Below are 23,879 nucleotides of genomic sequence, written 5' to 3'. Positions count from 1 at the left end.
TTGGGGAATTATTGTTTGTTTATTAATTGTTTTAAAAATTCTATAGAAACCTCCGAAAAGTCTTTAAAAACAAAATTAGCTTCATTTAAAACCTCTTGGTCTCCAATACCTATTGATATCATGTCCGCTTTGTTCGCTGCTTGAACTCCGGCAATAGAGTCTTCAAAAACAATACACTCATTTGGTTCCATGTCTAAATCTTTTGCTGCAATTAAAAAGACCTCTGGGTCTGGTTTAGCTTTAGAAACATTGGTTCCGTCAACTATACTGTCGAAAGATTCGTATAAAGCGACTTTCTTTAGAATTTTTCTAGCATTTTTACTTGCTGAACCTAAAGCAATTGGTTGTTGTTCTTTTTTCAAGAAAGTAAGTACTTTGGGAACATCAACAAGAATTTCGTTCTCCTTCATGGTTTCTATACATGATAAATAATCTGTATTCTTCTTGTTCATTTGGTATTGAAAAGCTTCATCAGAAAGAGAAATTCCTCCCCAATCCAAAATCTTTTCTAGTGATTTTACTCTACTTACACCTTTCAATTGCTCATTTTGGTGTTCTGTAAAATCAATTCCTAAATCATTAGCCAATTTTTTCCAAGCTAAAAAATGGTACTTTGCAGTGTCTACGATTACACCGTCCAAATCAAATATGAATCCTTTTTTATTCATTTTCTACTTCGTATGTAATTGCTTTTTTATTGGTAATAAGGAAATTTGATAAACCAGCTAATACAAGACAAATTCCTGCAATAGTCATTGCGTTTATTGCTTCTTTTCCAAGTAAGTTTGATATGAATACAACTCCGCCAAGAGCTGCTACGATTTGAGGGATAACAATAAACATATTGAAAATCCCCATTATCACTCCCATCTTTTTAGGATCAACAGAACTTGACAACATTGCATATGGCATAGATAAAATACTTCCCCATGCAAATCCTATTAAAGTGAATGATAAGTATAAGTATTCCTCCGTAGGAATGAATTTCATCATTAAAAATCCAACCCCGCCAAGAATTAAAGAAGTCATATGAACATATTTCCTATTAATTCTTCTTTTTGAAGTGTATACTACTAATAATAATGCAAAAACCATTGAGGACAAACCATAAGTTCCCATGTAAGAACCTACTGAATTTGAAGCTTTTTGAAACTTAGTATTCGCTAAATCATAAGCTGCTTTCTGCTCAACATTTGACAAGTCAAATTCTTTTTCTACAGGTGCAGGAGCATCAAATACATGTTCGGTTAATGCTGGGTTTGCCATACTCCACATTGTAAAAAAGGCAAACCAACTAAAAAACTGGATTACACCAAGTCTCTTCATTGTAATGGACATACTTCCTATGTTGTTTAAAATATCTGGAATGAACTGATTTTTCTTTTCTTTTTCACGCTGAAACTCTTCCATATCTTCCGGGGGATATTCAGATGTCGTAAAAACTGTGTACAGAATACTCACTAAAAAAACAAATGCACCAGTCGCAAAAGCCACCTTAACAGACATCGGGACTACACCTTTAGCCGCAGCATCACTGACACCTAATGCAGAAACAAAACTGGGTAAATTACTAGCAACCCATGTTCCTATTCCAATTATTAATGTTTGAACTACGAAACCATAAGATCTCTGAGATTCTGGAAGTTTATCGGCAACTAAAGCTCTAAAAGGTTCCATGGAAATGTTAATAGAAGCATCCAAAATCCATAAGAAACCAGCAGCTACCCACAATGCTGGAGAATGTGGAACAAAAAACAATGCTATCGAGCTTAATACAGCACCTATTAAAAAATAAGGTCTTCTCCTTCCCCACCTTGGACTCCAAGTTCTATCACTTAAATAACCTATTATGGGTTGAACAACCAAACCTGTCAAAGGTGCAGCAATCCATAACAAGGGTATATCGTCCTTTGCGGCTCCTAATGTTTGAAAAATTCTCGACATAAATCCACCCTGTAAGGCGAATCCAAATTGAATGCCTAAAAATCCGAAACTCATGTTCCATATTTCTAGGAAACTTAATTTACGCTTGTTCATTATCGTATTAATTAATTAATAGTACGATAAGCGCTAAGACTTATCATTTTTTTGCAGAAAAGGTTATTGATAAGCCTTGTATATGTCCCAAAGATATAAAAAAATCTTTAGGCCGTTGAATTTTTCTACTACAACGATTTACTAGATTCCCTAACTTTAATGTTACTTGAAATCACTTTTGTTTGAGGTGAACGTTGATTTTCTCCGTTTTCAATCTGATCAATTAATAATTCTGCCGCTTGTTCTCCCATAGTTAGTCCATGCTGCACTACAGTTGTAATTGAAGGAGAAGAATATTCAGAAATTAAACCATCTGTAAACCCAATTATAGAAACGTCCTCAGGTATTCTTTTACCTTTTTCCTTTGCAATTCTTATGGCAATTGCTGCATAAATTTCATTAACCGCGAATATTGCATCGATATCCTGATCAAATAATACTTTTATTTGAGTGTAAATATCATCTTCTTCATCAACATTAATAACTAAGTTTTTATCTATTGAAACCCCGGCCTCTTTCAATGCTCGTTCATATCCTTGGTATCGGTCTAATCCTACCGTAACATGTTCCGGAGTAGTGACAATACCAATTTTAGTACATTTCGTGTTCAATAAATGTCTTGTCGCCTTATATCCAGCTCCAATATCATCAACAATTACTTTATCACAACGAATAGAATCATGAACTCTGTCAAATAATACTAAAGGAACTTCATTACTTATTAACTGGTAAAAATGTCCTAATTCCTTATTTCTAAGTGTTTCTTTGGCAATTGAAACTATTAACCCATCGACACTACCATTAGTTAAAACATTAATAGTCTCTTTTTCTTTTTCTTGATCTTCATTAGAGAAACAAACCATAATATTATAACCTCTTTCATTTGCAACTTTTTCGATTCCACTAATAACCGTAGAAAAGAAATGATGTACTATTTTTGGTAAAATAATACCTATTACTTTTGTTTTTTGATTTCGTAGTTGTAGTGCTAAGTTGTTCGGTCTGTAATTATAGTAATTGGCATAAGCTTTAATTCGTTCCTTTGTTTCGTGACTAATTTCATGACTATCACGTAAAGCTTTTGAAACTGTAGAAGTAGAAACTCCTAATTCCTTGGCTATAATTTTAATAGTAATTTTTTGTTTCATACATAGAGGTTAAAAAGAGGTTAACGTATCGTTTAAAAAGAGAGTTTGGATATATCTCAAAAAACCACTATTTTAATCATTGAAAAAACAAAAATACTGCAGTTTTTTTATTTATGCTTTAATAAGCTGATTTAACTCTAATTTTAACACGAGTATTTTACAAAATTCATAAAAATTTTAGTGAATATTACGAATACATTAAGTTAAAGTCAGAAAGTTATTAACACGAAATCGTTTTCGTAGTGTTTTCAATGGCTTGAGGAAGGTTTTAATAGCTATATTCACCACGCAGAACAAAGGTTATTGATATAACAAATAATTCAAATTTCACTTATTTATTTAAGAATTTACACATGAATAAAACTAAACAATTACTCAGCTTAACGCTATTTCTTTTTTGTTTGTTCGCCCATGCCCAACAGACAATAACAGGAACCGTTACTGAGAAATCCACTGGAGAACCTTTACCTGGTGTTTCTATCATCATTAAGGGTCAAGTAAAAGGCACAGAATCAAATTTTGACGGGAATTACGTAATCAAAGATGTAAAATCAACTGATATTCTTGTTTTTTCTTTTGTCGGTCTAAAAACAAAAGAAGTTTCTGTTGGGAATTTAACTACGATAAATGTTGAATTGGAAGATTCAGCACAGGTACTAGAGGAAGTTGTTGTTGTGGGTTATGGTACAACTACTGTAAAAGATGCAACTGGTTCTGTTGAGGCCATTACGGAAAAAGAATTTACCAAAGGTAATATTGTTACACCGGAGAATTTATTGAGTGGTCGTGTTTCAGGAGTTGACATTAGAACGAGTGGAGCACCTGGATCTGGTTCTCAGATAACTATTCGTGGAGGGTCTTCTATTAGCGCATCTAATAGTCCTTTAATTGTAATTGATGGATTACCAATTGAAGAGAACAGTGTTGCAGGATCGAGAGGAGTTTTAGCTAACATTAATCCAAATGATATAGAATCATTCTCAGTGTTAAAAGATGCTTCAGCGACGGCTATTTATGGTTCTAGAGCGTCAAATGGTGTTATAATTATCACAACTAAAAAAGGAAAATCAGCTTACACTTTAGATGTTGATTATCAATATACATTTGGAGAAGTATTAGATAGAGTGAATGTTTTCTCTGGTGATGCATTCAGAAGTATTGTACAGCAACAGCGTCCAGGTGATGTTGGTTTGTTAGGAAATGCTAATACAAACTGGCAGGATGAGATTTTTAGAACTACGGGATCTTCTTTGATAAACGCTACTGTTAAAGGTGGAATACTTGGGTTTATTCCAACTCGTTTATCTGTTGGATTTACGACACAGGAAGGTTCTTTACTAACTTCTCAATTTGACAGAAAAAATGTTTCATTATCAATGAACCCTTCGTTCTTTAATGATCATTTAAATATTAACTTAAATTATAACAGAAACTTCGAGGATAGTAGATTTGCAGATTCTGGACAAATTGGAGCAGCATTACGTTTTGACCCAACACAACCGGTATACGATTCAAGCTCTCCTTTTGGTGGCTTTTATGAACATAGAAATGGAAACAACTTATTAAACACGACTAAAAATCCAGTAGCAGCGTTATTATTAGCGAATAGCCGCGGTAAAGTTTTTCGTCATTTTGGAAACTTAAATTTTGACTATAAATTCCATTTTTTACCTGAATTAAGAGCAGTATTAAACTTAGGTTTTGATAAAGCCGAAGGTGAAACTAGCTTTTTAAGTAATTTTAACTATGGAAGAGCTGCAGATATAAACTTATTGTTTGCAGGTGTAAACTCAACTGGTTTTTCTGAAAGAAGCAATAGACTATTAGATGGATATTTAAATTATAAAAAAGCATTTGATAAAGTTACTTTAGATGCTACAGCTGGATATTCTTATCAAAAATTTGAAGAATTTGGCGGAACTTCTGGAAATATTTTAGATCCGGCATCATTTGCTGATACATTCACTGCCACAGATGTTGTGAATATTGGTTTCTTTGGAAGATTAAATGTAGACTTCTTAAATAAATACTTATTAACTCTTAACTACAGAAGGGATGGTACTTCCCGTTTTAGCGCTGACAACCGTTGGGGTAATTTCGGAGGTGCTGCATTTGCGTGGAAAGTTAGTAATGAAGATTTCTTAGCTGATTCAAATGTAATATCTGATTTAAAATTAAGAGCAAGTTACGGTTTAACAGGACAACAGAATTTACCAAACGTAAATGATGTCTATTTAAGTAGATATCGTTTTGGAAATCAAAACTCTCAATTCCAGTTTGCAAATAATCCAATTAGAGCAATTATTCCATCTGTAATAAACCCAGATTTAAAATGGGAAGAAACTACAACGTTAGAATTTGGTTTAGACTACGGATTATTTGACAACAAATTTTCTGGATCTTTGAACTGGTTCAACAAAGTATCTGATGATTTATTATTTAATGCCGCCTTACCAGATGGTGTAAATTTTGCTAATAGTGTAATTCAAAATATTGGAAAATTAGAAATAAACGGTATTGAATTCTCATTAAATGGAGATATTTTAAATACTGAGGATATCAATTGGAATTTCAACTTCAATGCTACTTATTTAGATAGAGAAATTACGGAATTAGCAAACGGACAAGATGTAAGAACTGGTGGTACAGCTGGTGGTACAGGAAATACAATTCAAATTTTAAGAGAAGGATTCGCTCCTAACTCTTTCCACGTATTTAAACAATTGTATGACAGTGCTGGTAACCCAATAGAAGGTGCTTATGCTGATTTAAATGATGATGGTGTAATCAATGATGATGATCGTTATTTGAAGGAAGATCCATCTGCCGATTTAACTTTTGGTTTCCAATCTAACTTTAATTACAAAAACTTCGATTTATCTTTCAATTTAAGAGCAAGTGTTGGTAACTATGTTTATAATAATGTAAATTCTGCCAGAGCACAATTGGCTTTATTACAAGATAATGAAGTATTAGGAAATATTCCTACCTCAGTATTAGACACTAATTTCATCAATACTTCTGATGTTATTAATTCAGATATTTATCTTGAGAATGCATCATTCTTAAGAATGGATAATATTACCTTAGGGTATACTTTCGATAGACCAATTAAGAAATTTACTAAGAACTCTGTTAGAATATGGGCAGGTGTTCAAAATGTATTTATTATCACTAATTATAGTGGTTTAGATCCAGAAGTGTTTGGAGGAATTGATAACACAATTTATCCAAGATCAAGAAATTTCATGCTTGGTGCTAATGTTAAATTTTAATTCAGTAGAAAAATGAAAAAATATTATAACAAAATTTTTACGGTAGTATTTACCTTCATTGGATTAACATTTATTTCTTCTTGTACTGATGATTTAAATATTACTCCTGAAGATGATCAAACAGTTTTAAGTGAAGAATTATTTAAGGACGAAGGTGCTTATAAAGAAGTATTAGCTGGTGTTTATGCTAACTTCTCATTAACTGGTGTTGATGGAGCTGGAAGTTCTAATATTCAGGGATTAGATGCAGGTACTAGTCAGTATGGACGAACTTTGATGTATCTTCAAACCTTAGCTGCAGACCAAATGATTTGGTCTTACGAAAACGATCCAGGTGTACGCGAAATCCAAAGAAATATTTGGACTGCTGCAAACCCTTTATTATATGGTATGTTTGGTAGAGCAAGTGTATCAGTTGCATTAGCAAACAATTTCTTAAGAGAAACAACCGATGCCAAGTTAGATGCTCGTAATGTTTCTGCTGCTGTAAGGAGTGATATTATTACTTACAGAGCAGAAGCACGATTAATCAGAGCTTTAGCATATTATCATTTAATGGATTTATTTGGAAAAGCAGGTTTAGTAACTGAAAACGACCCTGTGACTAATTTCAATTCTCCACAAGCTGAAAGAGCGCAATTATTTGAATTCATTGAAACTGAATTAAAAGCTATAGAGGGAGATTTATTAGATCCTATGGCTAACGAATACGGTAGAGCTGATAAAGGTGTTGCTTGGATGATTTTAGCGAAATTATATTTAAACGCTGAAGTGTATACAGGAATAGATAGATTTACTGATTGTGTAGACTATTGTAATAGAATTATCGCAGGAGGATATTCTTTAGCTCCAAACTATTTAGATTTATTTAAAGCAGACAATAATGTAAGTGCAGCTACAAATGAAATCATTTTCCCAATTATTTCTGATGGACTAACTACACAGAACTTTGGTCCCACTACTGTTATGGTTAATGGAGCAGTAGGTAGCTTGGAGAAAAACGGAGTTTCTCTTGGTGTTGGTGAAGGTGGTTGGGGAGGTGCCATACGTGTAAGAAAGCAATTTGCTGACTTATTTAACGGAGGAGCTTTTTTAACTGATACAAGAAACACTTTAATCACTCAAGACAGAAGTGATATTATTACTGACATTTCCGATAGAGACGAAGGATTTATTATTGCAAAATATTCGAATGTTGGATCAACCGGAACTCCAGGTGTAGATCAAACTTTTGTTGATACTGATTTCCCTTTATTTAGATTAGGAGATGTTTATTTAATGTACGCTGAAGCTGTATTAAAAGGTGGTTCTGGAGGAACAATAGGACAAGCTTTAACTTATGTAAATGCATTAAGAACAAGAGCGAATAACCCACAACAAATAACAGTTACTGAATTAACTGAGGAATTTATCTTAGATGAAAGATCAAGAGAATTACATTGGGAAGCTCATAGAAGACAAGATTTAATTCGTTTTAACAAGTTTACAGGTGGTAATTATAATTGGGCTTGGAAAGGAAATGCAAGTAACGGAATTGCAATTCCATCACATTTTAATGTATATCCTATTCCAGCGAATAGTTTGGCTTCAAATCCAAACTTAACACCTAACCCTGGGTATTAATCAAAAAGATAGAACTAATATGAAAAATATATATAAATTAACTTACATCACGATACTTACCTTAATGGTAAGTATCGTAGGATGTGATGATACAACCGATACATTTTCGGTTTCAGATAATCCTACTGCCCCAGTTTTACAAGGTTTAAATATTTCTGATATTGAACTTGATCCAGTAAATACTTCTACTCCTGCTCTAACACTTAGTTGGCAGAGTGCAGATTACGGACAACAAGCTGCTGTTGTATACAATATAGAGTTTGCAAATGATGAAAACTTTACAAATCCAGTTACAGCTTCATCAGTAACGGGTGAAAACGCTGTAACTTTTTCCATGGCCGAATTAAACTCTGCTGCTGGTAATGCAGGGTTAAATCCGTTTGAATGGTCAACTTTACACGCAAGAGTTGTGTCCTCTTTAGGTACTCAGAATGCCGTACCTTCAACGTCAAATAGTATTAGTATGAATGTTTATCCATATTTCAATTATGTATTCGAGGATTATTATTTAGTTGGAGATGGTACTTCACCAGGATGGGACAACAATAATAATAACCCAGCATTATATAGAGATGCTAATGACGAAAATTTATTCACATATACAGGATACTTTAGTGATGGACAATTCAAAGTTCTTGAAACAAAAGGATTATGGCAACCACAATGGGGAACTAATGATGGGACTAGCATTGAAGTGAATCCAGGTGGTGGAAACGATCCTGAAAGATTCCCAACAGCAGGAGATGCTAATATTACTCCTGGTTTCTATACTTTCACTATTAATTTTGCTACTAAAGATTTTTCATTTGTACCATTTGATGCTTCAGGAATCACTAGTCCAGGAACTTTAACAGCTCAAGGATCTTCTCTAAACACTGCTACACCATTATCTGCTTTAACTTTTGATGGACATATTTGGTATGCAAGTGCAGTACGTTTAAAGCCAGGTAATTTTCAATTTGCAACAGATTCAGGTGCATTATGGGGAAGTAATACTTCATTCTCTGGAGTAGCTACTAGTGGTGGTGCAAGTATTCCTGTAATTGTTGAAGATGATTATGATATCTGGTTCAATGATTTAACAGGTCAGTATATTCTTGTTCCATTAAATCTATAATTTAAATTAAGGAAAGATGAAAAAAATTATAAATAAAATTGGTTTAGCATTAATCGCTACCGTTTTCTTATTAGTTTCTTGTGAAACTGAAGAAAGTTTAAACTTAACACAAGCCGATCCTGCATTTGAATTAGAAATGCCTGGAATTTCTAGTGTATTTTTAAATTACTCTTTACCCGATAATCCAGCTTTTACAGTTACATGGAAAGATGAAGTTACGGGAAGTAGTTCTTATGAAATAGAAATGTCTACAGACGAATCTTTTTCTAATCCGAGTAGTTTGGGTACGTCATCTGAAAAAGCTTTTTCAATGACTGTTGCAGCATTTAACGATGCTATCAATAATGCTGGAATTACAAATTTCTCAGATGTTCCAGTTTATTTAAGAGTAAAGGCAAGTGAAACTGTAAGTAATTCAGTTTTATTGTTAGTTACGACTTATCCCGTAAATCCTGCATCAGTAGAAACTGGATTATCAGATGGAGATACATTTACTTTAACATTAGAACAAAACGATGAAAATGCTTTAGATATTACAATTAATGATCCTATTCTAGATTCTAATTTAGGAGTTACAGTTGAATACTATTTAGAAGCAGACACTGAAACTGGTACTTTTGATAGTCCAGTAGAAGTAGCTACAGCAACAAATAATAAATCAATTACTGTAACACATGCGAAATTAAATTCGGTGGCTCAAGGATTAGGAATTGCTCCTGATACTACAGGGAAAATACAATTGAGATTACGTTCAGTAATTACAAATTCAACAAATGATGTTTTAGAAAGAGTTGGAAATCCAATGACAGTTTCTATAACTACTTATTTAACAGTTTTAGATTTATCTACAACATGGGGAATTGTTGGTTCTGCAGCGAATGACTGGGGAGCGACTCCTGATTTACCATTCTTTAAAACGGATGTAGATGGCGTTCTTGCTGCTTATGTTACTTTAATTGACGGTGAAATTAAATTTAGAGAAAATAATGATTGGGCAAATAACTTTGGAGATAACGGAGCTGATGGTTCAATCGAAGCTGGTGGTGCTAATATTGCCGTAACTGCTGGATCCTATAAAATTACATTAGACTTTAATAATAATACGTACACTATTGAATCATTCTCTTTAGGAATTGTTGGTTCTGCCTATAATGACTGGGGAGCAAGTCCTGATTTCATGTTAGAATATGATCAATACTCTGATGTATTTAGAGGAATTGTTACTTTATTAGATGGTGAAATGAAGTTCAGAATGAACAATGACTGGGCTGTTAATTATGGAGATGATGGTGCTGACGGAACTTTAGATGATGGAGGTGCTAACATCACAACTACGGCAGGAAACTATATTGTTACTGTTGATTTAAATGACAAAAGCTATACATTAGAACAAATTGATAACATTTGGGGATTAGTAGGTGGTGCATATAATGACTGGGGAGCTACTCCGGATGCACAATTTACTAGAGATTGGTCTCGTCCTTTCGATGATATTTGGATTTTAAATGATGTTACTTTAATTGATGGTGAATACAAGTTCAGATCAAATAACGATTGGACTGTTAACTATGGTGATAATGGTGGTGACGGTGTTTTAGAAGAAGGTGGGGCTAATTTATCTACTGCAGCTGGAACATTCTCATTCGTTCTTGATTTTTCAGATCCAGCGAATCCAACATATACGAAACAACCTTAAAAAAGTTTATAAATATATGTAATAAAACTATCCATACACTAATATACTAGTTATGGATAGTTTTTACGTTTAACAAAATAGAAAATGAAAAAAATCTTTATACTCTTATCATTTTTAATCCCCTCTATTTTAATTGGGCAACAACAAAACGTTACGTTTTCTGTAAGTCCTAGTACATTTAACGAAGACGAACAAATTACAATAACTGTATCTGATGTCAATCCTGCATCTTGGGGTGTTACCGATATTTACTTATGGTCTTGGTCATATGATACAAATGATGGCAATATTATAGACTCACCAACAAACGGTAGTTGGACAAATTCAAATGAAGCACAAAAGCTTACAAATAATGGCGATGGTACATACTCTATAAGCTTTACTCCTACTACATTTTACAATAGAAGTGGTATTGGTAGAATTGGAATGTTAGTTAAAGCAAAAGATGGAAGCGGTGATAAAAAGTCTCAGGATAAACTATTCGAAGTTGGAAAATTCCAATTAACACTTAATACACCTGTATCGTCTTCTACGATTATTAATTCAGGAGATAATGTTTCTATTTCTGCGACTTCTTCATTAGTTGCTAATTTTAATTTAAAAGCTAATAATACTTCAATTGATACTAAAAATAGCATAACTAATTATAGTTACAATGCTAACGTTACAGAAAATACTACTTTTGAATTAGATGCTACAAATGATGGAGATAAGAAAACAGTTTCGTTTGAAGTAATAGTTAGGCCAACTGTTGTTGAAGAAGCCTTACCAGACGGACTTAAAGATGGATTAAACTTAAATGAAACAGATCCTACTACGGCAACTTTAGTATTTTATGCTCCAGGTAAAGAGTTTGTTCATGTTATTGGTGATTTTAATGACTGGCAATTAGATAATAATTACTCAATGAAAAAGGATCCATCTAATGATAGATTTTGGATTGAGTTAACAGGTTTATCCTCACAAACAAATCATATGTATCAATACCTAATTGATGCAGAAATAAAAGTTGCAGATCCTTATTCTACAATAGTCTTAACTGAAAGTAATGATCAATTTATTGATGCTGTAACTTATCCAAATCTTCCAACGTATCCTACAGAAAAAACAAATCATGCTGTCACCTTATTTAGAACTGGTGATACTCCTTTTAATTGGGAAGTAACAAATTTTGTAAAACCTGCTAAAACTGACTTAGTAATTTACGAATTATTAATTCGAGATTTTGATGCTTTACATAGTTTTGATGCTGTTAAATCTAGATTAGATTATTTACAAGATTTAGGTATTAATGCTATCGAATTTATGCCAGTAAGTGAATTCGATGGAAATGAATCTTGGGGTTATAATCCTTCTTTTCATATGGCATTAGATAAATACTATGGAACAAAGACTGCTTTTAAACAATTGGTAGATGAGTGTCATAAAAGAGGAATTGCGGTAATTTTAGATATAGTTTACAATCATGCTACAGGTCAAAATCCTTACTACAGAATGTGGAATACAGACGATGGGAATTATGGAGGACAAGCTTCTGCTGATAGTCCTTTTTTCAATGAAACTCCTCGGCATTCATTCAACGTTTTTAATGATTTTAATCACAGTCAACAGGCAACTAAAGATTATGTAAAAAGAACTACTCAATATTGGATTGAAGAATACAAAATAGACGGTTTCCGTTGGGATTTAACAAAAGGATTCACTCAAAACTGTACAGCATCAGATGAAAGTTGTACAAGTGCTATGCAGGCAGACCGTGTTGCAGTTTTAAAGGAATATGCAGATTATCAATGGGAAATTGATAATGATTTTTATGTCATATTTGAACACCTTGGAACAAATCAAGAAGAAACAGAATGGGTCAATTATCGCTTAAGTGAAGGTAAAGGAATTATGATGTGGAGTAATTTAAATCCTAATTATAGTGAAACTAATATGGGTTATCACGACAATGGAAAATCTAATTTTTCATGGATTAATTATAAAAATAGAGGTTGGACAACTCCTGCGAATATTTCCTACATGGAAAGTCATGATGAAGAACGAATCATGTATAGAAATTTAAACTTTGGAAATTCGAACGCTTTTTATGACACTCAAGAATTGTCAACAGCTTTAAACAGATTAGCTGGTGCTGGAGCATTTTATTTTACGGTTCCTGGTCCAAAAATGATTTGGCAATTTGGTGAGTTAGGCTATGATGTTAGTATTGATTTTAACGGAAGAACTGGAAACAAACCAATTCGTTGGGAATATGCAAATGATACAAATAGAAAAAGTTTATATGATACTTGGGCAAAATTAATTGCATTAAAAAAGCAAGAAGATATTTTTAGAACAAGTAATTTTACTTTAGATGTAAATGCATCAACTGGAATTAAAACAATTCATTTAACTAACGATAATAGTTCTGATGATTTACAATACGTTACAATAATCGGTAATTTTGGAATCACTGAACAAGCCGCTATTCCAGGTTTTCAACAAACTGGAACTTGGTATGATTTATTAGATGCAAATACCACTATGGAAGTCACTAATGTAAATACTAGTATGTTGCTACAGCCAGGAGAATTTAAAATATTTGCTAGTTCTGCAGTAACACTATCTGATAGCGATATAATTCTAAATAATAATAATTTAACATGTTATCCTAATCCAAGTAGCTCCTTTATCAAATTCAACAAGGAAGTAGAAAATGTTACTATATATGATATCTCAGGAAAACAGGTTTTGACTTTTGAAGGACGTTATTATCAAAATAATAATTTCGACATCGAAGGCTTATCTCGAGGCTTATATTTTGTTAAAGGAAATACGAACGAAAAACAATTCACACTTAAATTGCTGGTGAAATAAATTCCATTAAACACTGAAGGCTCTTTATTAAGAGAACCTTATCCACAAAAAAGGAGTAATAGTTTATATTACTCCTTTCTTTTTATACATTTATTAACTTTACACATTAAAAGTCTTGAAATATAGCATGCATCATTCTCTTTTTATCGTTGATGCTTTCTTCTAATGAAATCATAGTTTCAGTTCTACTTACACCGTGAATTTCATCAATTTGATAAATAATATCTTTTGCATTGTTTGTATCTTTCGCACGAACTTTACAAAAAATATTATACTTACCAGCCGTTACATAAGCAACAGTAACATTTGGAATATGACGTAAATTATCGATCACGTGCTGCGTCATAGAAGTCTTTTCTAAGTAAATACCTACGTGTGCAATAAACGAATATCCCATTTTTTCATAATCTAACGTTAATGTAGATCCTTGAATAATTCCCTCATCCTCCATCTTCTTAACACGTACATGAATTGTACCTGCTGACACTAATAACTTTTTAGCGATATCTGTAAATGGAGTTCGAGCATTTTCGATTAGTATATCTAAAATTTGATGATCGATTTCATCTAATACAAATTTCTTCATTTTTAAATTTTATTCATAGTATTCGACAAAAATATAAATTATTATTAGTAAACACTAATACCAAGCGGTATAAAATTTAATATTTAATAAAAATTTAATGTCCGAAAACGATTTCGTGGTGACCATAATACTCTTCTAAATTACCTGTTTTCTCCTTTTGTAATCTAGAAGTAAGTTGATTATCTATTAATTCATCTTTATATAAAAAACCAATATCATTACCATTTGGTTTGCGATGTATAACATCTAAAAATGATTTCTCGTTATTAGGAATTGAGAAATAAGATTCATGCTCTGTGAAGTTATTACTCACTGCAATATGAAAAATTCCTTGTAATAAAGAATAAAAATTAAACTTTCTTGTTTTTTCCCTCTTGTAATCATCAGGAAAATGACCCGCTTCAATTAATATAGTATTATGACCTAATTTTTGAAAATTATCTCCCGTTGCTGTTGGGTAAAATTCATCTGTGTATCTTCCAATGTGATTAGGTATTATTTGTTGTAATAATTCATTCATTGCAACAATTACATTCATCGTTTCTTTTCTACCTTTCGTAAGTTTCCTTGTAACTTCTTCTGAGGGAGCTAAAAAAGATATGGTAGCAGGATTTCTAGTTCCTTCTACTCCAAATATTGTTCGTTGATCATGTAAATTAAAACAGAACTTCGGATTGAAACTATCTAATACCTTCCTTAAAATTTTGCTTTCACAAGCTTTTTGATCAACAGCATCTCTATTTAAATCTACATTATTTGAATTTACTCTTGTATAAGCCAGTGCTCCATCAGGATTTAACATTGGTACAATTTCGATAGTGCAATTTTCAACAATCCTTTGAACAATCTCATTATCGGGAAATAATTTATAAAAATTTAAAAAATCAAAAATAGCTTTTGTACCAGTACTTTCATTTCCATGCATCTGACTCCAAATTAAAATCCGTTTTTTTCCATTCCCGATTTTTAATTTAAAAATGTCTCTTCCCTGTTCCGACTTACCAATAACTTCCCTGGAAATAGAGTCATCCAATTTATCATATAATGGGCGAACATCACCAAGAGTAATCCATTTCCCGAAAAGCTGTTTCTCTTTAACTTCTGAATAGCTATTTTCTAAAAAATTTATATCTAGTAAACTCATTTAATGTTATATCATTTTAAAATGAAAACCATTCTTTAACTAGTTTCTTTTCAACTGCTTCAACCGATTTATGAACGTAATCATTTTTTATAGGATCGTAATCATAATCCAAAGACCATTCTTCAATATTTTGACGTAATTCAACTAATGAATCACAGATAAAACCTAATTCTTTATTCGTAATTGTAGGATGAATAGATAATCGTACCCAACCTGGTTTTTCTAAATTACAACCTTCAAGAATTTGGTTGGAAATGGATTTAGAAGTTTCTTTATCTACATTTAATAAGAAATGACCGTACGTACCAGCACATGAGCATCCTCCACGTGTTTGAATTCCAAATCGATCATTTAATAGTTTTACAACTAAATTAAAATGGTACTTTTCAAAGTAAAATGAAAAAATACTCAACCTATCTCTGTGATCAGGAGCTAAAATATGTACATCTTTCAAAGAATCTAAACAATCAAACATAACCTCGTTTATTTCATCTTCTCTATTTTTCATATTTTTAGTTCCCATTTGATCTTTTAATTGCATTGATAACGCAATACGAATGGTTTGTAAAAACGCTGGTGTACCTCCATCCTCACGAGTTTCAACATCATCAATATAATCATGTTCTCCCCAGGGATTTGTATAAGTAACCGTTCCTCCTCCTGGATTATCAGGAATCACATTTTTATATAATTTCTTATTAAAAATCAAAACACCAGAACTACCTGGACCACCTAGAAATTTATGTGGAGAAAAGAATACAGCATCTAAATATTCATCTTCGTTTTCTGGATGCATATCTATATCTACATAAGGAGCTGAACAAGCAAAATCAACAAAACAAAGTCCATTATACTTATGAATTAATGCTGCTACTTTATGATAATCGGTTTTAATTCCAGTAACATTAGAACCACCTATAATCGAAGCTATTTTAATCGGTCTGCTTTCATATTTTTTTATTACTTCTTCAAATATTTCCAAACAAACCAAACCTTCTTCATTACAAGGAACAACTTCAACATCAGCGATTGTTTCTAACCAAGATGTTTGATTCGAGTGATGTTCCATGTGACTTACAAAAACTATTGGTCTTTTTTCATCAGGAATCTCGGTGTAATCCTTAAGATTTTCAGAAACCTTTAACCCTAAAATTCGTTGGAATTTATTTACAACACCAGTCATTCCAGAACCTTCGGTTATTAACACATCATCATTCGAAGCATTTACATGACGCTTTATAATGTTTCTAGCTTCATGATAGGCTAAAGTCATAGCCGCACCTGAAGTTGAAGTTTCTGTATGTGTATTCGCCACAAATGGTCCGAATTCATTTATTAATTTCTCCTCAATTGGCCTGTATAATCGTCCACTTGCTGTCCAATCGGTATATATCAATTTTTTGACACCATAAGGAGTTGTAAACTCTTGATCAATACCGATGATGTTTTTTCTAAACTGTTGGAAATATTTTTCTAAACTCATGTCCATCAAATTCTAGTTATACGAATTTCTGTAATTTTTTTGAATAATTACTAGCATGTTTCATATTTAACACCCTAGTAAAATGATATAGTAATAAAAATTCCCGCACAAAAGCGGGAATGAATTAAATAATTTCTTTTATTTCTGTTATGAAGCGTTCTGCCAAATTATCTGCTTTTTCTTGACATTTAGCTTCTGTATAAATTCTAATAATTGGCTCTGTATTAGATTTACGTAAATGAACCCATTCTTCCTCAAAATCAATCTTCACACCATCAATTGTGTTAACATCTTCATTCTTGTACTTATCCGCCATTGTTGCTAAAATATTGTCAACATTGATTTGCGGTGTTAGTTGAATCTTATTCTTACTCATAAAATAACTAGGATAAGAATCTCTTAAAGCTTTACAAGAAATTTTCTTTTTAGCTAAATGAGATAAAAATAATGCTACTCCAACTATAGAATCTCTTCCATAGTGTGATTTAGGATAAATAATTCCTCCATTTCCTTCACCTCCAATTACCGTATTAGTGTCCTTCATCATTTGAACAACGTTCACCTCTCCTACTGCACTTGCCGTATATTTCCCTCCATGAGCTTGAGTAATATCTCTTAAAGCTCTTGAAGAAGATAAATTTGAAACCGTATTACCACCTTTCAACTCACCTAATACATAATCAGCACAAGCCACTAAAGTATATTCCTCCCCAAACATAGAACCATCTTCACAAATTAATGCTAAACGATCTACATCAGGGTCTACAACAACTCCTAAATCCGCTTTTTCTTTCACAACTAATTCCGAAATATCAGTTAAATGCTCTTTTAAAGGCTCTGGATTGTGTGGAAAGTGACCATTAGGCTCACAATATAATTCAACACACTCAACATTCAGCTCCTTTAATAAAGCTGGAATTGCTATTCCACCAGTGGAATTAACTCCATCAACTACAACTTTTAAATTAGCGTTTTTGATTGCTTCGACATCTACTAACTCTAACTCTAAAACTTCATGGATATGCTTTGCTATATATTCATTATTCTCTGAAACTGTTCCTAAAGAATCAACATCAGCAAAGTTATAATCATCATTTTCAGCTATAGCTAAGATTTGTTTTCCATCTTCACCATTTAAAAATTCTCCTCTTTCATTCAATAACTTCAGGGCATTCCATTGTTTCGGATTATGTGAAGCTGTTAAAATAATTCCTCCATCAGCCTTTTCAATTGGCACAGCTACTTCAACCGTTGGTGTAGTAGATAATCCTAAATTAATAACATCAATTCCTAACCCTATTAAAGTATCTGAAACCAAGCCACTGATCATTTTACCAGAAATACGGGCATCTCTACCTAAAACGATTGTTATTTTTTCCTTTCCTTGATTTTTATTTTTTATAAATGTACCATAGGCCGCTGCAAATTTAACTGCATCAATTGGAGTAAGATTCTCTCCTGTTTCGCCACCTATTGTTCCTCTAATTCCAGATATGGATTTTATTAATGTCATTTTAATTCATTATTTAGGCAAATATAAAATTTCTCTTTCATATGGCGGAAAATATATGCTAAGGAATCAAAGAAAATAAATAGTTAAATAAACTTATATTTGGCTTAAAATATAAAAATCAGTTATGGAAAATATTATATCTTACAAGGAAAGTTTATGTTCTTTTTGTAAAAAACCAATTCAGTCAGATGTGGTATTCTGTTCACATTGTGGTCATCCTGAAAACGGCACTGATAAGGAAAGAGCGCAATTCTTTGCTAAAAGAGCAATAGCTAAAAAAAGAAAGATAGATGCAAAAAATAAAATTTCATCTGCTAGAAATACTTTATTTGTTTTAGCTGGAATGATGGTTCTTTTTGGAATCATTAATCACGGTAATTCTAATAGTGTTTTAGACTTAGGAATCAACTTATTTTTTGCATTTATGTATGTAGTCCTTGGTTTTTGGTCAGAACAGAAAGCTCTTATAGCTCTATTAATTGGACTATTCTTATATGTAACACTAATCGTAATTAATGCAATAATAGATCCTGTTACCTTGGTAAAAGGTATAATTTGGAAGGTGATAATTATTTCGTATTTAGGGAAAGGTATTTACTCAGCATTAGAAACAAAGAATAAAGAAGATAACTCTTTTTAAAAATGGAGTTTTGCAAAAAATGTAAGCAAGAAGTTAGTTCACAGGATAACTTCTGTCAGTATTGCGGCAACTTAATAAACAAAAAAACAAACGAGTATAATCGTGAAGTTTTAAACTCTATAATTGGTTTTTACACGATTATAATCTGTTATATAGGTTTATCCAGTGTAATTTACTTAACATATCCAGAGAATATTATAACAGAAATTATTGTTGAGACTATTTTTATTGGAATTGTACTTGTGTTTTGTGCATATAATTTAAACGAGATGATTTCTCTCTCTAAAATACCTCAAATTAATTTGCGCTTCTTTACAAAATTACTACCTCTAACAATTCTCTTTTCTTATTTGATTTACTTTGGAATTGGTGGATTGAACGAATTACTTTTTTTTGAAGATAGTCTTAATTTAATTTATCAATATACTTATACAGGGTATCCCTTGTTTTGGAGTATTATTTTTATAGCTATAATCCCACCAATTTTTGAAGAACTAGCTTTTAGAGGGTACTTATTTAATCAACTTTCTAAGATTATTTCAATTGAACTAACCATAATAGCGACAGCAATTTTATTTGCTTTGGTTCATTTATCTTTTATCTCAATTATTTGGATTTTCCCATTTGGACTATTTCTGGGATATTTAAGAAATAAATATAATTCATTATGGATTCCAATGTTAATTCATTTTGTACATAACTCTATTGTACTAATGACTGATTATTACTATTACCATAAAGAAATTACTGAAATTATATAAAAAAAGACGCTAGGAAATCAACGTCTTTTTTTATTATTATTTAATGCTTAAAGTCTAAACATTACACCTGCATTTAGGAATCCTCCTGAATCTACACCAGAATAAGAAGCTCTTAACGATATCTTATTATCTAATTTATATTCAAAAATTGGTCGAAAATAAAAACCATTGCTAGCATTATTGATTCCAATGGCATATCCCATATCTAACCCTAAATCAATTTTGTTAGTTGCGTGGAATCGCCCCGCACCAGCTAATGGTAATATAATAGAATTACCTGTTGTTATAACCACTAAACCAGTTGCTGCACCAACTTCGAATTTAGTATCTACATCAAACAAATAATCAACATCTCCCCCTATAACAAAAGAAGAATTACCATTCCCTGTAGTAAATCCGATATTGGCACCAATTCTTAGATCACCATCTTGAGCGTTTGCTGTAAAAGAAATAGCCACTAAAGCTACAATACATAAAATTTTTTTCATCATTATTTAGATTTTTAAATTAAGTTATGAGATAAATACAATTCCAAATGAAATCATATTTCATCATTGAGTTAAACAATATAAGCGAAATAGATATATACGAGAAATATTCTTAAAAAAAAACCACTACAAATTGTAGTGGTTTCATATTTCGTATGAAGAGAGGATTATTTTCCTTGCTCCATTTTTTTCTTTAATTCAGCTAATCCACCGATATCACCTAAAGTAGTTTTTTCGTTTTCTTGGGCTTTCTTAGCTGCAGCTTTTACATTTCTTTGCTCTTCTTGTCTGAATATAGAAGTGTGAGAAACAACAATCTTACGATACTCTTTACTGAATTCAGTTACCATAAATTCAACTGTATCTCCTTTCGCTAATTTACCACCATCTTCTTTTTCTAAGAAACGAGAAGGTGCAAATGCTTCAATTCCGTCTTCAAAAGTAACTGTAGCTCCTTTATCATTCTTTGCAGTAATTGTACCTTCAAACTTAGATCCGATAGTATACTTAGCTTCGTGAGCATCCCAAGGATTTTCTTGAGTTTGCTTATGCCCTAGGTTTAATTTACGATTTTCAACATCTAATTCTAATACTTGAACTTTTAATTTATCACCTACTGTTACAAATTCAGATGGATGCTTAACTTTCTTAGTCCAAGATAAATCAGAAATGTAAACTAATCCGTCAATACCTTCTTCTAATTCCACGAATACTCCAAAGTTAGTATAGTTACGAACAGTTCCTTCGTGAGTAGATCCTACTGGGTACTTCGTAGTAATGTCAGTCCATGGATCTGGATGTAATTGTTTCATACCTAAAGACATCTTACGCTCTTCTCTATCTAAAGTTAAGATTTGAGCTTCTACTTCGTCTCCTACTTGTACGAAATCTTGAGCTGAACGTAAGTGAGTAGACCAAGACATTTCAGATACGTGGATTAATCCTTCAACACCATCTTCAACTTCAACAAACGCACCATAATCAGCTAAAACAACAACTTTACCTTTTACTTTATCTCCAACTTTTAAGTTAGAATCTAACGCTTCCCATGGATGAGCAGATAATTGCTTTAATCCTAACTGAATTCTAGACTTGTTATCATCAAAGTCTAAAATAACAACGTTTAACTTTTGATCTAATTCAACAACTTCACTTGGGTGATTAATACGAGACCAAGATAAGTCAGTAATGTGAATTAATCCGTCAACACCTCCTAAATCAACAAATACACCATAAGAAGTTACATTCTTTACAACTCCTTCTAATACTTGTCCTTTTTCTAATTGACCGATAATTTCACGTTTTTGCTCCTCTAAGTCAGCTTCAATTAACGCTTTGTGAGAAACTACTACATTCTTAAATTCGTGGTTAATTTTAACAACCTTGAATTCCATAGTTTTTTCAACGTATTGATCGTAGTCACGGATAGGCTTAACATCAATTTGAGATCCTGGCAAGAATGCTTCGATTCCGAAAACATCTACAATCATACCACCTCTAGTTCTACACTTAACAAAACCGTTAACGATTTCTCCAGTTTCGTGTGCATTGTTAACTCTATCCCAAGCTTTAATTACACGTGCTTTTTTGTGAGATAATACTAATTGACCAGAAGAGTCTTCTCTTTTATCAACTAATACTTCTACTTTGTCACCCACAGCTAAATTAGGATTGTAACGGAATTCATTTAATGAAATAACTCCTTCTGATTTAGAGTTAATATCGATGATAGCATCACGATCAGTAACACGAACAACTACACCTTCAATAACGTCACGCTCGTTCACGAAACCAACAGTTCCTTCTAAAGCTTTTTCGAATTCTTTTAATTTAGACTCATCAACTTCATCAATACCTTCTTCGTATTTATGCCAGTTAAAGTTTGCTAAAAATTCTTCTGGGTTTACTGCTTCAGCAGCTTTTTTAATTTCTTCAGACATGTCTGAGAATAATTTTGTATCTTTTTGTTAGTCAGATTTTTAACGATACCAACGCCAAGAGATATTAAACTTAAAAATATTATTTAAACCTTTTTATAATCTGTTCTCGTAAAAAGGAGTGCAAATTTATAAAAAACTATTATAATTTCCTAAAATGTTTTGTAGTTAAGTATTTTACATTTGTAGAATATACCTTTATAATTTTATTAATTCATCTAGGATAAATCTGTAAGTAAGTAAAACACTTATATTTTGTTTGGTTAACCCTTTTAAATTTGGTGTTAACTTACCAATATCTCTTAAATATTGAAATCCAATTTCATCTGGGGTATCATATAGAGTACCCCAATCTAATCCTAGCAAAACATTATGTCTTTTGAATTTAAATCTAGTACCCACTACAAAATGTATATGATTTCCATCCAAAATAGTATTTCTTAATTCTTTGGCCGTAACTGGTTTATTTTTATATGCAAAATTGTTTGTACGTAAACCTCCTGATAGTTCCAACTTGTCATTCAACACATGAGAATAACCCACTCCGATATTAAAAACATCTTTATTTCCATTGACCCAAGAGATTTTTCTAGAACCAGAACTTATAGTAGCAACTTTATATTCGGAAATGCCAGAATAATAATCAACATTTAACCATAATTTGTTTTGTTTTTTGAACGAATAGCTATACCCAAGAGAAAACTCCCATGGAGTTTTTATTGCTGGAGAAAGATTATTATCTAAAATTTGCTCTCCTATATTTTGAGTATTGTCTATATTGGTTAGTGTTCTTGTATAATAACCTCCTTCTAAGATTCTTAGATATTTCGGAGTTGTTATAGTTAATCCAATATCGTGTTGATCCGTATCGTATAAAAAGCCAAGTTTTGTTATAAAACCTGTATTATCAAAGCTACTTGTTTGTTCAGAATTGAAAAAACTATCTGTATTGTTATTATTATTGACTCTATCTCGTTCTTCTATGATTACTCTATTTTTATATTCAAAATTAGTAATACTCAAGAATTGACTAACACCTACATATATTTCTGGAGTAATTTTAAAACTTGTTCCTGCGCCAAACCAATCATCTTCACCTTTATATTCGTATTCAAAATACTGGGTGTTTAGTATGGTATTATTTATTTCTTCTCTTTTAGCATTAAAAGAATCGGACAACTGACTTTTACTAATTTTTATAAAGGCAAAATCTAACTTATCTAATTTAAATTTGAAAGATATTAAAGATGGTTTTAAACCATAATTTTCATTTATTTCACTTTTTTCATTTATTCCCCAAAAATTGTTAAATCCAAAAGTTCTTACAGAAGGTTGAAATAAAGAAATACTTACTTGAGACGGCACTTTATGTATTCCTGCAGGATTATAAAATGTCATACTTTCATCATTTGCTCCTGCAGTAATTGATCCACCAAGCATAGCTCCTCGTATACCGAATTGTTCAGTATTGTATAAAAAGTTTTGTGAACGTACAAAACTACTCGATGTTATAATTAAAAGGAGACTAACTACATGTGATATTTTTACTTTCATATGATGAAAAATAAATTA

At 32.0% G+C, this 23,879-nt stretch carries 17 protein-coding genes; 7 read left to right on the top strand and 10 right to left on the bottom strand.

Annotated features, from left to right (window positions below):
* Positions 1 to 8: 8 nt before the first annotated feature.
* The 3 genes from pgmB to BTO06_RS06975 form a co-directional block, all read right to left on the bottom strand.
* The gene (gene pgmB / locus BTO06_RS06985) at positions 9 to 668 is read right to left on the bottom strand and encodes a beta-phosphoglucomutase (RefSeq protein WP_100924610.1); all 660 of its coding nucleotides are present in this window, start codon (positions 666 to 668) and stop codon (positions 9 to 11) included.
* Positions 661 to 2,037, bottom strand: a complete 1,377-nt coding sequence (locus BTO06_RS06980; protein ID WP_100924609.1) for an MFS transporter — start codon at positions 2,035 to 2,037, stop codon at positions 661 to 663. The genes pgmB and BTO06_RS06980 overlap by 8 nt, the downstream gene beginning before the upstream one ends.
* Before the next feature lie 128 nt (positions 2,038 to 2,165).
* A complete protein-coding gene (locus tag BTO06_RS06975) occupies positions 2,166 to 3,185 on the bottom strand; it encodes a LacI family DNA-binding transcriptional regulator (RefSeq protein WP_100924608.1) in 1,020 nt (339 codons plus the stop codon).
* Between the two features lie 353 nt (positions 3,186 to 3,538).
* On the opposite strand from BTO06_RS06975, the gene BTO06_RS06970 reads away from it, so the two are divergent.
* From BTO06_RS06970 to BTO06_RS06950, 5 genes are all read left to right on the top strand, one after another.
* Positions 3,539 to 6,460: a SusC/RagA family TonB-linked outer membrane protein gene (locus BTO06_RS06970; RefSeq protein ID WP_100924607.1), complete on the top strand. Its 2,922-nt coding sequence runs from the start codon at positions 3,539 to 3,541 to the stop codon at positions 6,458 to 6,460.
* A 12-nt stretch (positions 6,461 to 6,472) separates the two neighbouring features.
* Entirely contained in the window at positions 6,473 to 8,083 is a 1,611-nt protein-coding gene (locus BTO06_RS06965) for a RagB/SusD family nutrient uptake outer membrane protein (protein ID WP_100924606.1), read from the top strand.
* A 19-nt stretch (positions 8,084 to 8,102) separates the two neighbouring features.
* Positions 8,103 to 9,200: a SusE domain-containing protein gene (locus BTO06_RS06960; protein WP_100924605.1), complete on the top strand. Its 1,098-nt coding sequence runs from the start codon at positions 8,103 to 8,105 to the stop codon at positions 9,198 to 9,200.
* Between the two features lie 16 nt (positions 9,201 to 9,216).
* The gene (locus tag BTO06_RS06955) at positions 9,217 to 10,896 is read left to right on the top strand and encodes a SusE domain-containing protein (RefSeq protein WP_100924604.1); all 1,680 of its coding nucleotides are present in this window, start codon (positions 9,217 to 9,219) and stop codon (positions 10,894 to 10,896) included.
* An 84-nt stretch (positions 10,897 to 10,980) separates the two neighbouring features.
* Positions 10,981 to 13,755, top strand: a complete 2,775-nt coding sequence (locus tag BTO06_RS06950) for an alpha-amylase family glycosyl hydrolase (RefSeq protein ID WP_100924603.1) — start codon at positions 10,981 to 10,983, stop codon at positions 13,753 to 13,755.
* Between the two features lie 106 nt (positions 13,756 to 13,861).
* Here the strand turns inward: BTO06_RS06950 and BTO06_RS06945 are convergent, their stop codons facing one another.
* The 4 genes from BTO06_RS06945 to glmM form a co-directional block, all read right to left on the bottom strand.
* Positions 13,862 to 14,341, bottom strand: a complete 480-nt coding sequence (locus tag BTO06_RS06945; protein ID WP_100924602.1) for an Lrp/AsnC family transcriptional regulator — start codon at positions 14,339 to 14,341, stop codon at positions 13,862 to 13,864.
* 94 nt (positions 14,342 to 14,435) lie between these two features.
* Positions 14,436 to 15,485: a M14 family zinc carboxypeptidase gene (locus BTO06_RS06940; protein WP_100924601.1), complete on the bottom strand. Its 1,050-nt coding sequence runs from the start codon at positions 15,483 to 15,485 to the stop codon at positions 14,436 to 14,438.
* 16 nt (positions 15,486 to 15,501) lie between these two features.
* A complete protein-coding gene (locus BTO06_RS06935; RefSeq protein ID WP_100926735.1) occupies positions 15,502 to 16,968 on the bottom strand; it encodes an aminotransferase class V-fold PLP-dependent enzyme in 1,467 nt (488 codons plus the stop codon).
* Between the two features lie 124 nt (positions 16,969 to 17,092).
* Positions 17,093 to 18,481, bottom strand: coding sequence for a phosphoglucosamine mutase (glmM, locus tag BTO06_RS06930; protein ID WP_100924600.1), 1,389 nt, complete (start codon positions 18,479 to 18,481; stop codon positions 17,093 to 17,095).
* Between the two features lie 124 nt (positions 18,482 to 18,605).
* Between glmM and BTO06_RS06925 the strand changes: the two genes are divergently transcribed.
* Positions 18,606 to 19,121: a zinc ribbon domain-containing protein gene (locus tag BTO06_RS06925; RefSeq protein WP_100924599.1), complete on the top strand. Its 516-nt coding sequence runs from the start codon at positions 18,606 to 18,608 to the stop codon at positions 19,119 to 19,121.
* A 2-nt stretch (positions 19,122 to 19,123) separates the two neighbouring features.
* Positions 19,124 to 19,882, top strand: coding sequence for a CPBP family intramembrane glutamic endopeptidase (locus tag BTO06_RS06920; protein WP_100924598.1), 759 nt, complete (start codon positions 19,124 to 19,126; stop codon positions 19,880 to 19,882).
* A 47-nt stretch (positions 19,883 to 19,929) separates the two neighbouring features.
* Here BTO06_RS06920 and BTO06_RS06915 read toward each other — a convergent pair whose 3' ends face one another.
* From BTO06_RS06915 to BTO06_RS06905, 3 genes are all read right to left on the bottom strand, one after another.
* Entirely contained in the window at positions 19,930 to 20,373 is a 444-nt protein-coding gene (locus BTO06_RS06915; RefSeq protein WP_157811764.1) for a hypothetical protein, read from the bottom strand.
* 164 nt (positions 20,374 to 20,537) lie between these two features.
* Complete coding sequence (gene rpsA, locus BTO06_RS06910) at positions 20,538 to 22,310, bottom strand: 30S ribosomal protein S1 (protein WP_100924596.1); 1,773 nt, start codon at positions 22,308 to 22,310, stop codon at positions 20,538 to 20,540.
* Between the two features lie 195 nt (positions 22,311 to 22,505).
* Positions 22,506 to 23,861: an OmpP1/FadL family transporter gene (locus BTO06_RS06905; protein WP_100924595.1), complete on the bottom strand. Its 1,356-nt coding sequence runs from the start codon at positions 23,859 to 23,861 to the stop codon at positions 22,506 to 22,508.
* Positions 23,862 to 23,879 lie beyond the last annotated feature (18 nt).

This window comes from Tenacibaculum sp. SZ-18 (assembly GCF_002813915.1).
Taxonomy (GTDB): Bacteria; Bacteroidota; Bacteroidia; order Flavobacteriales; family Flavobacteriaceae; genus Polaribacter.
Note: the sequence above shows the minus strand (reverse complement) of the source record. Positions and strands in the feature narration are given on the sequence as shown.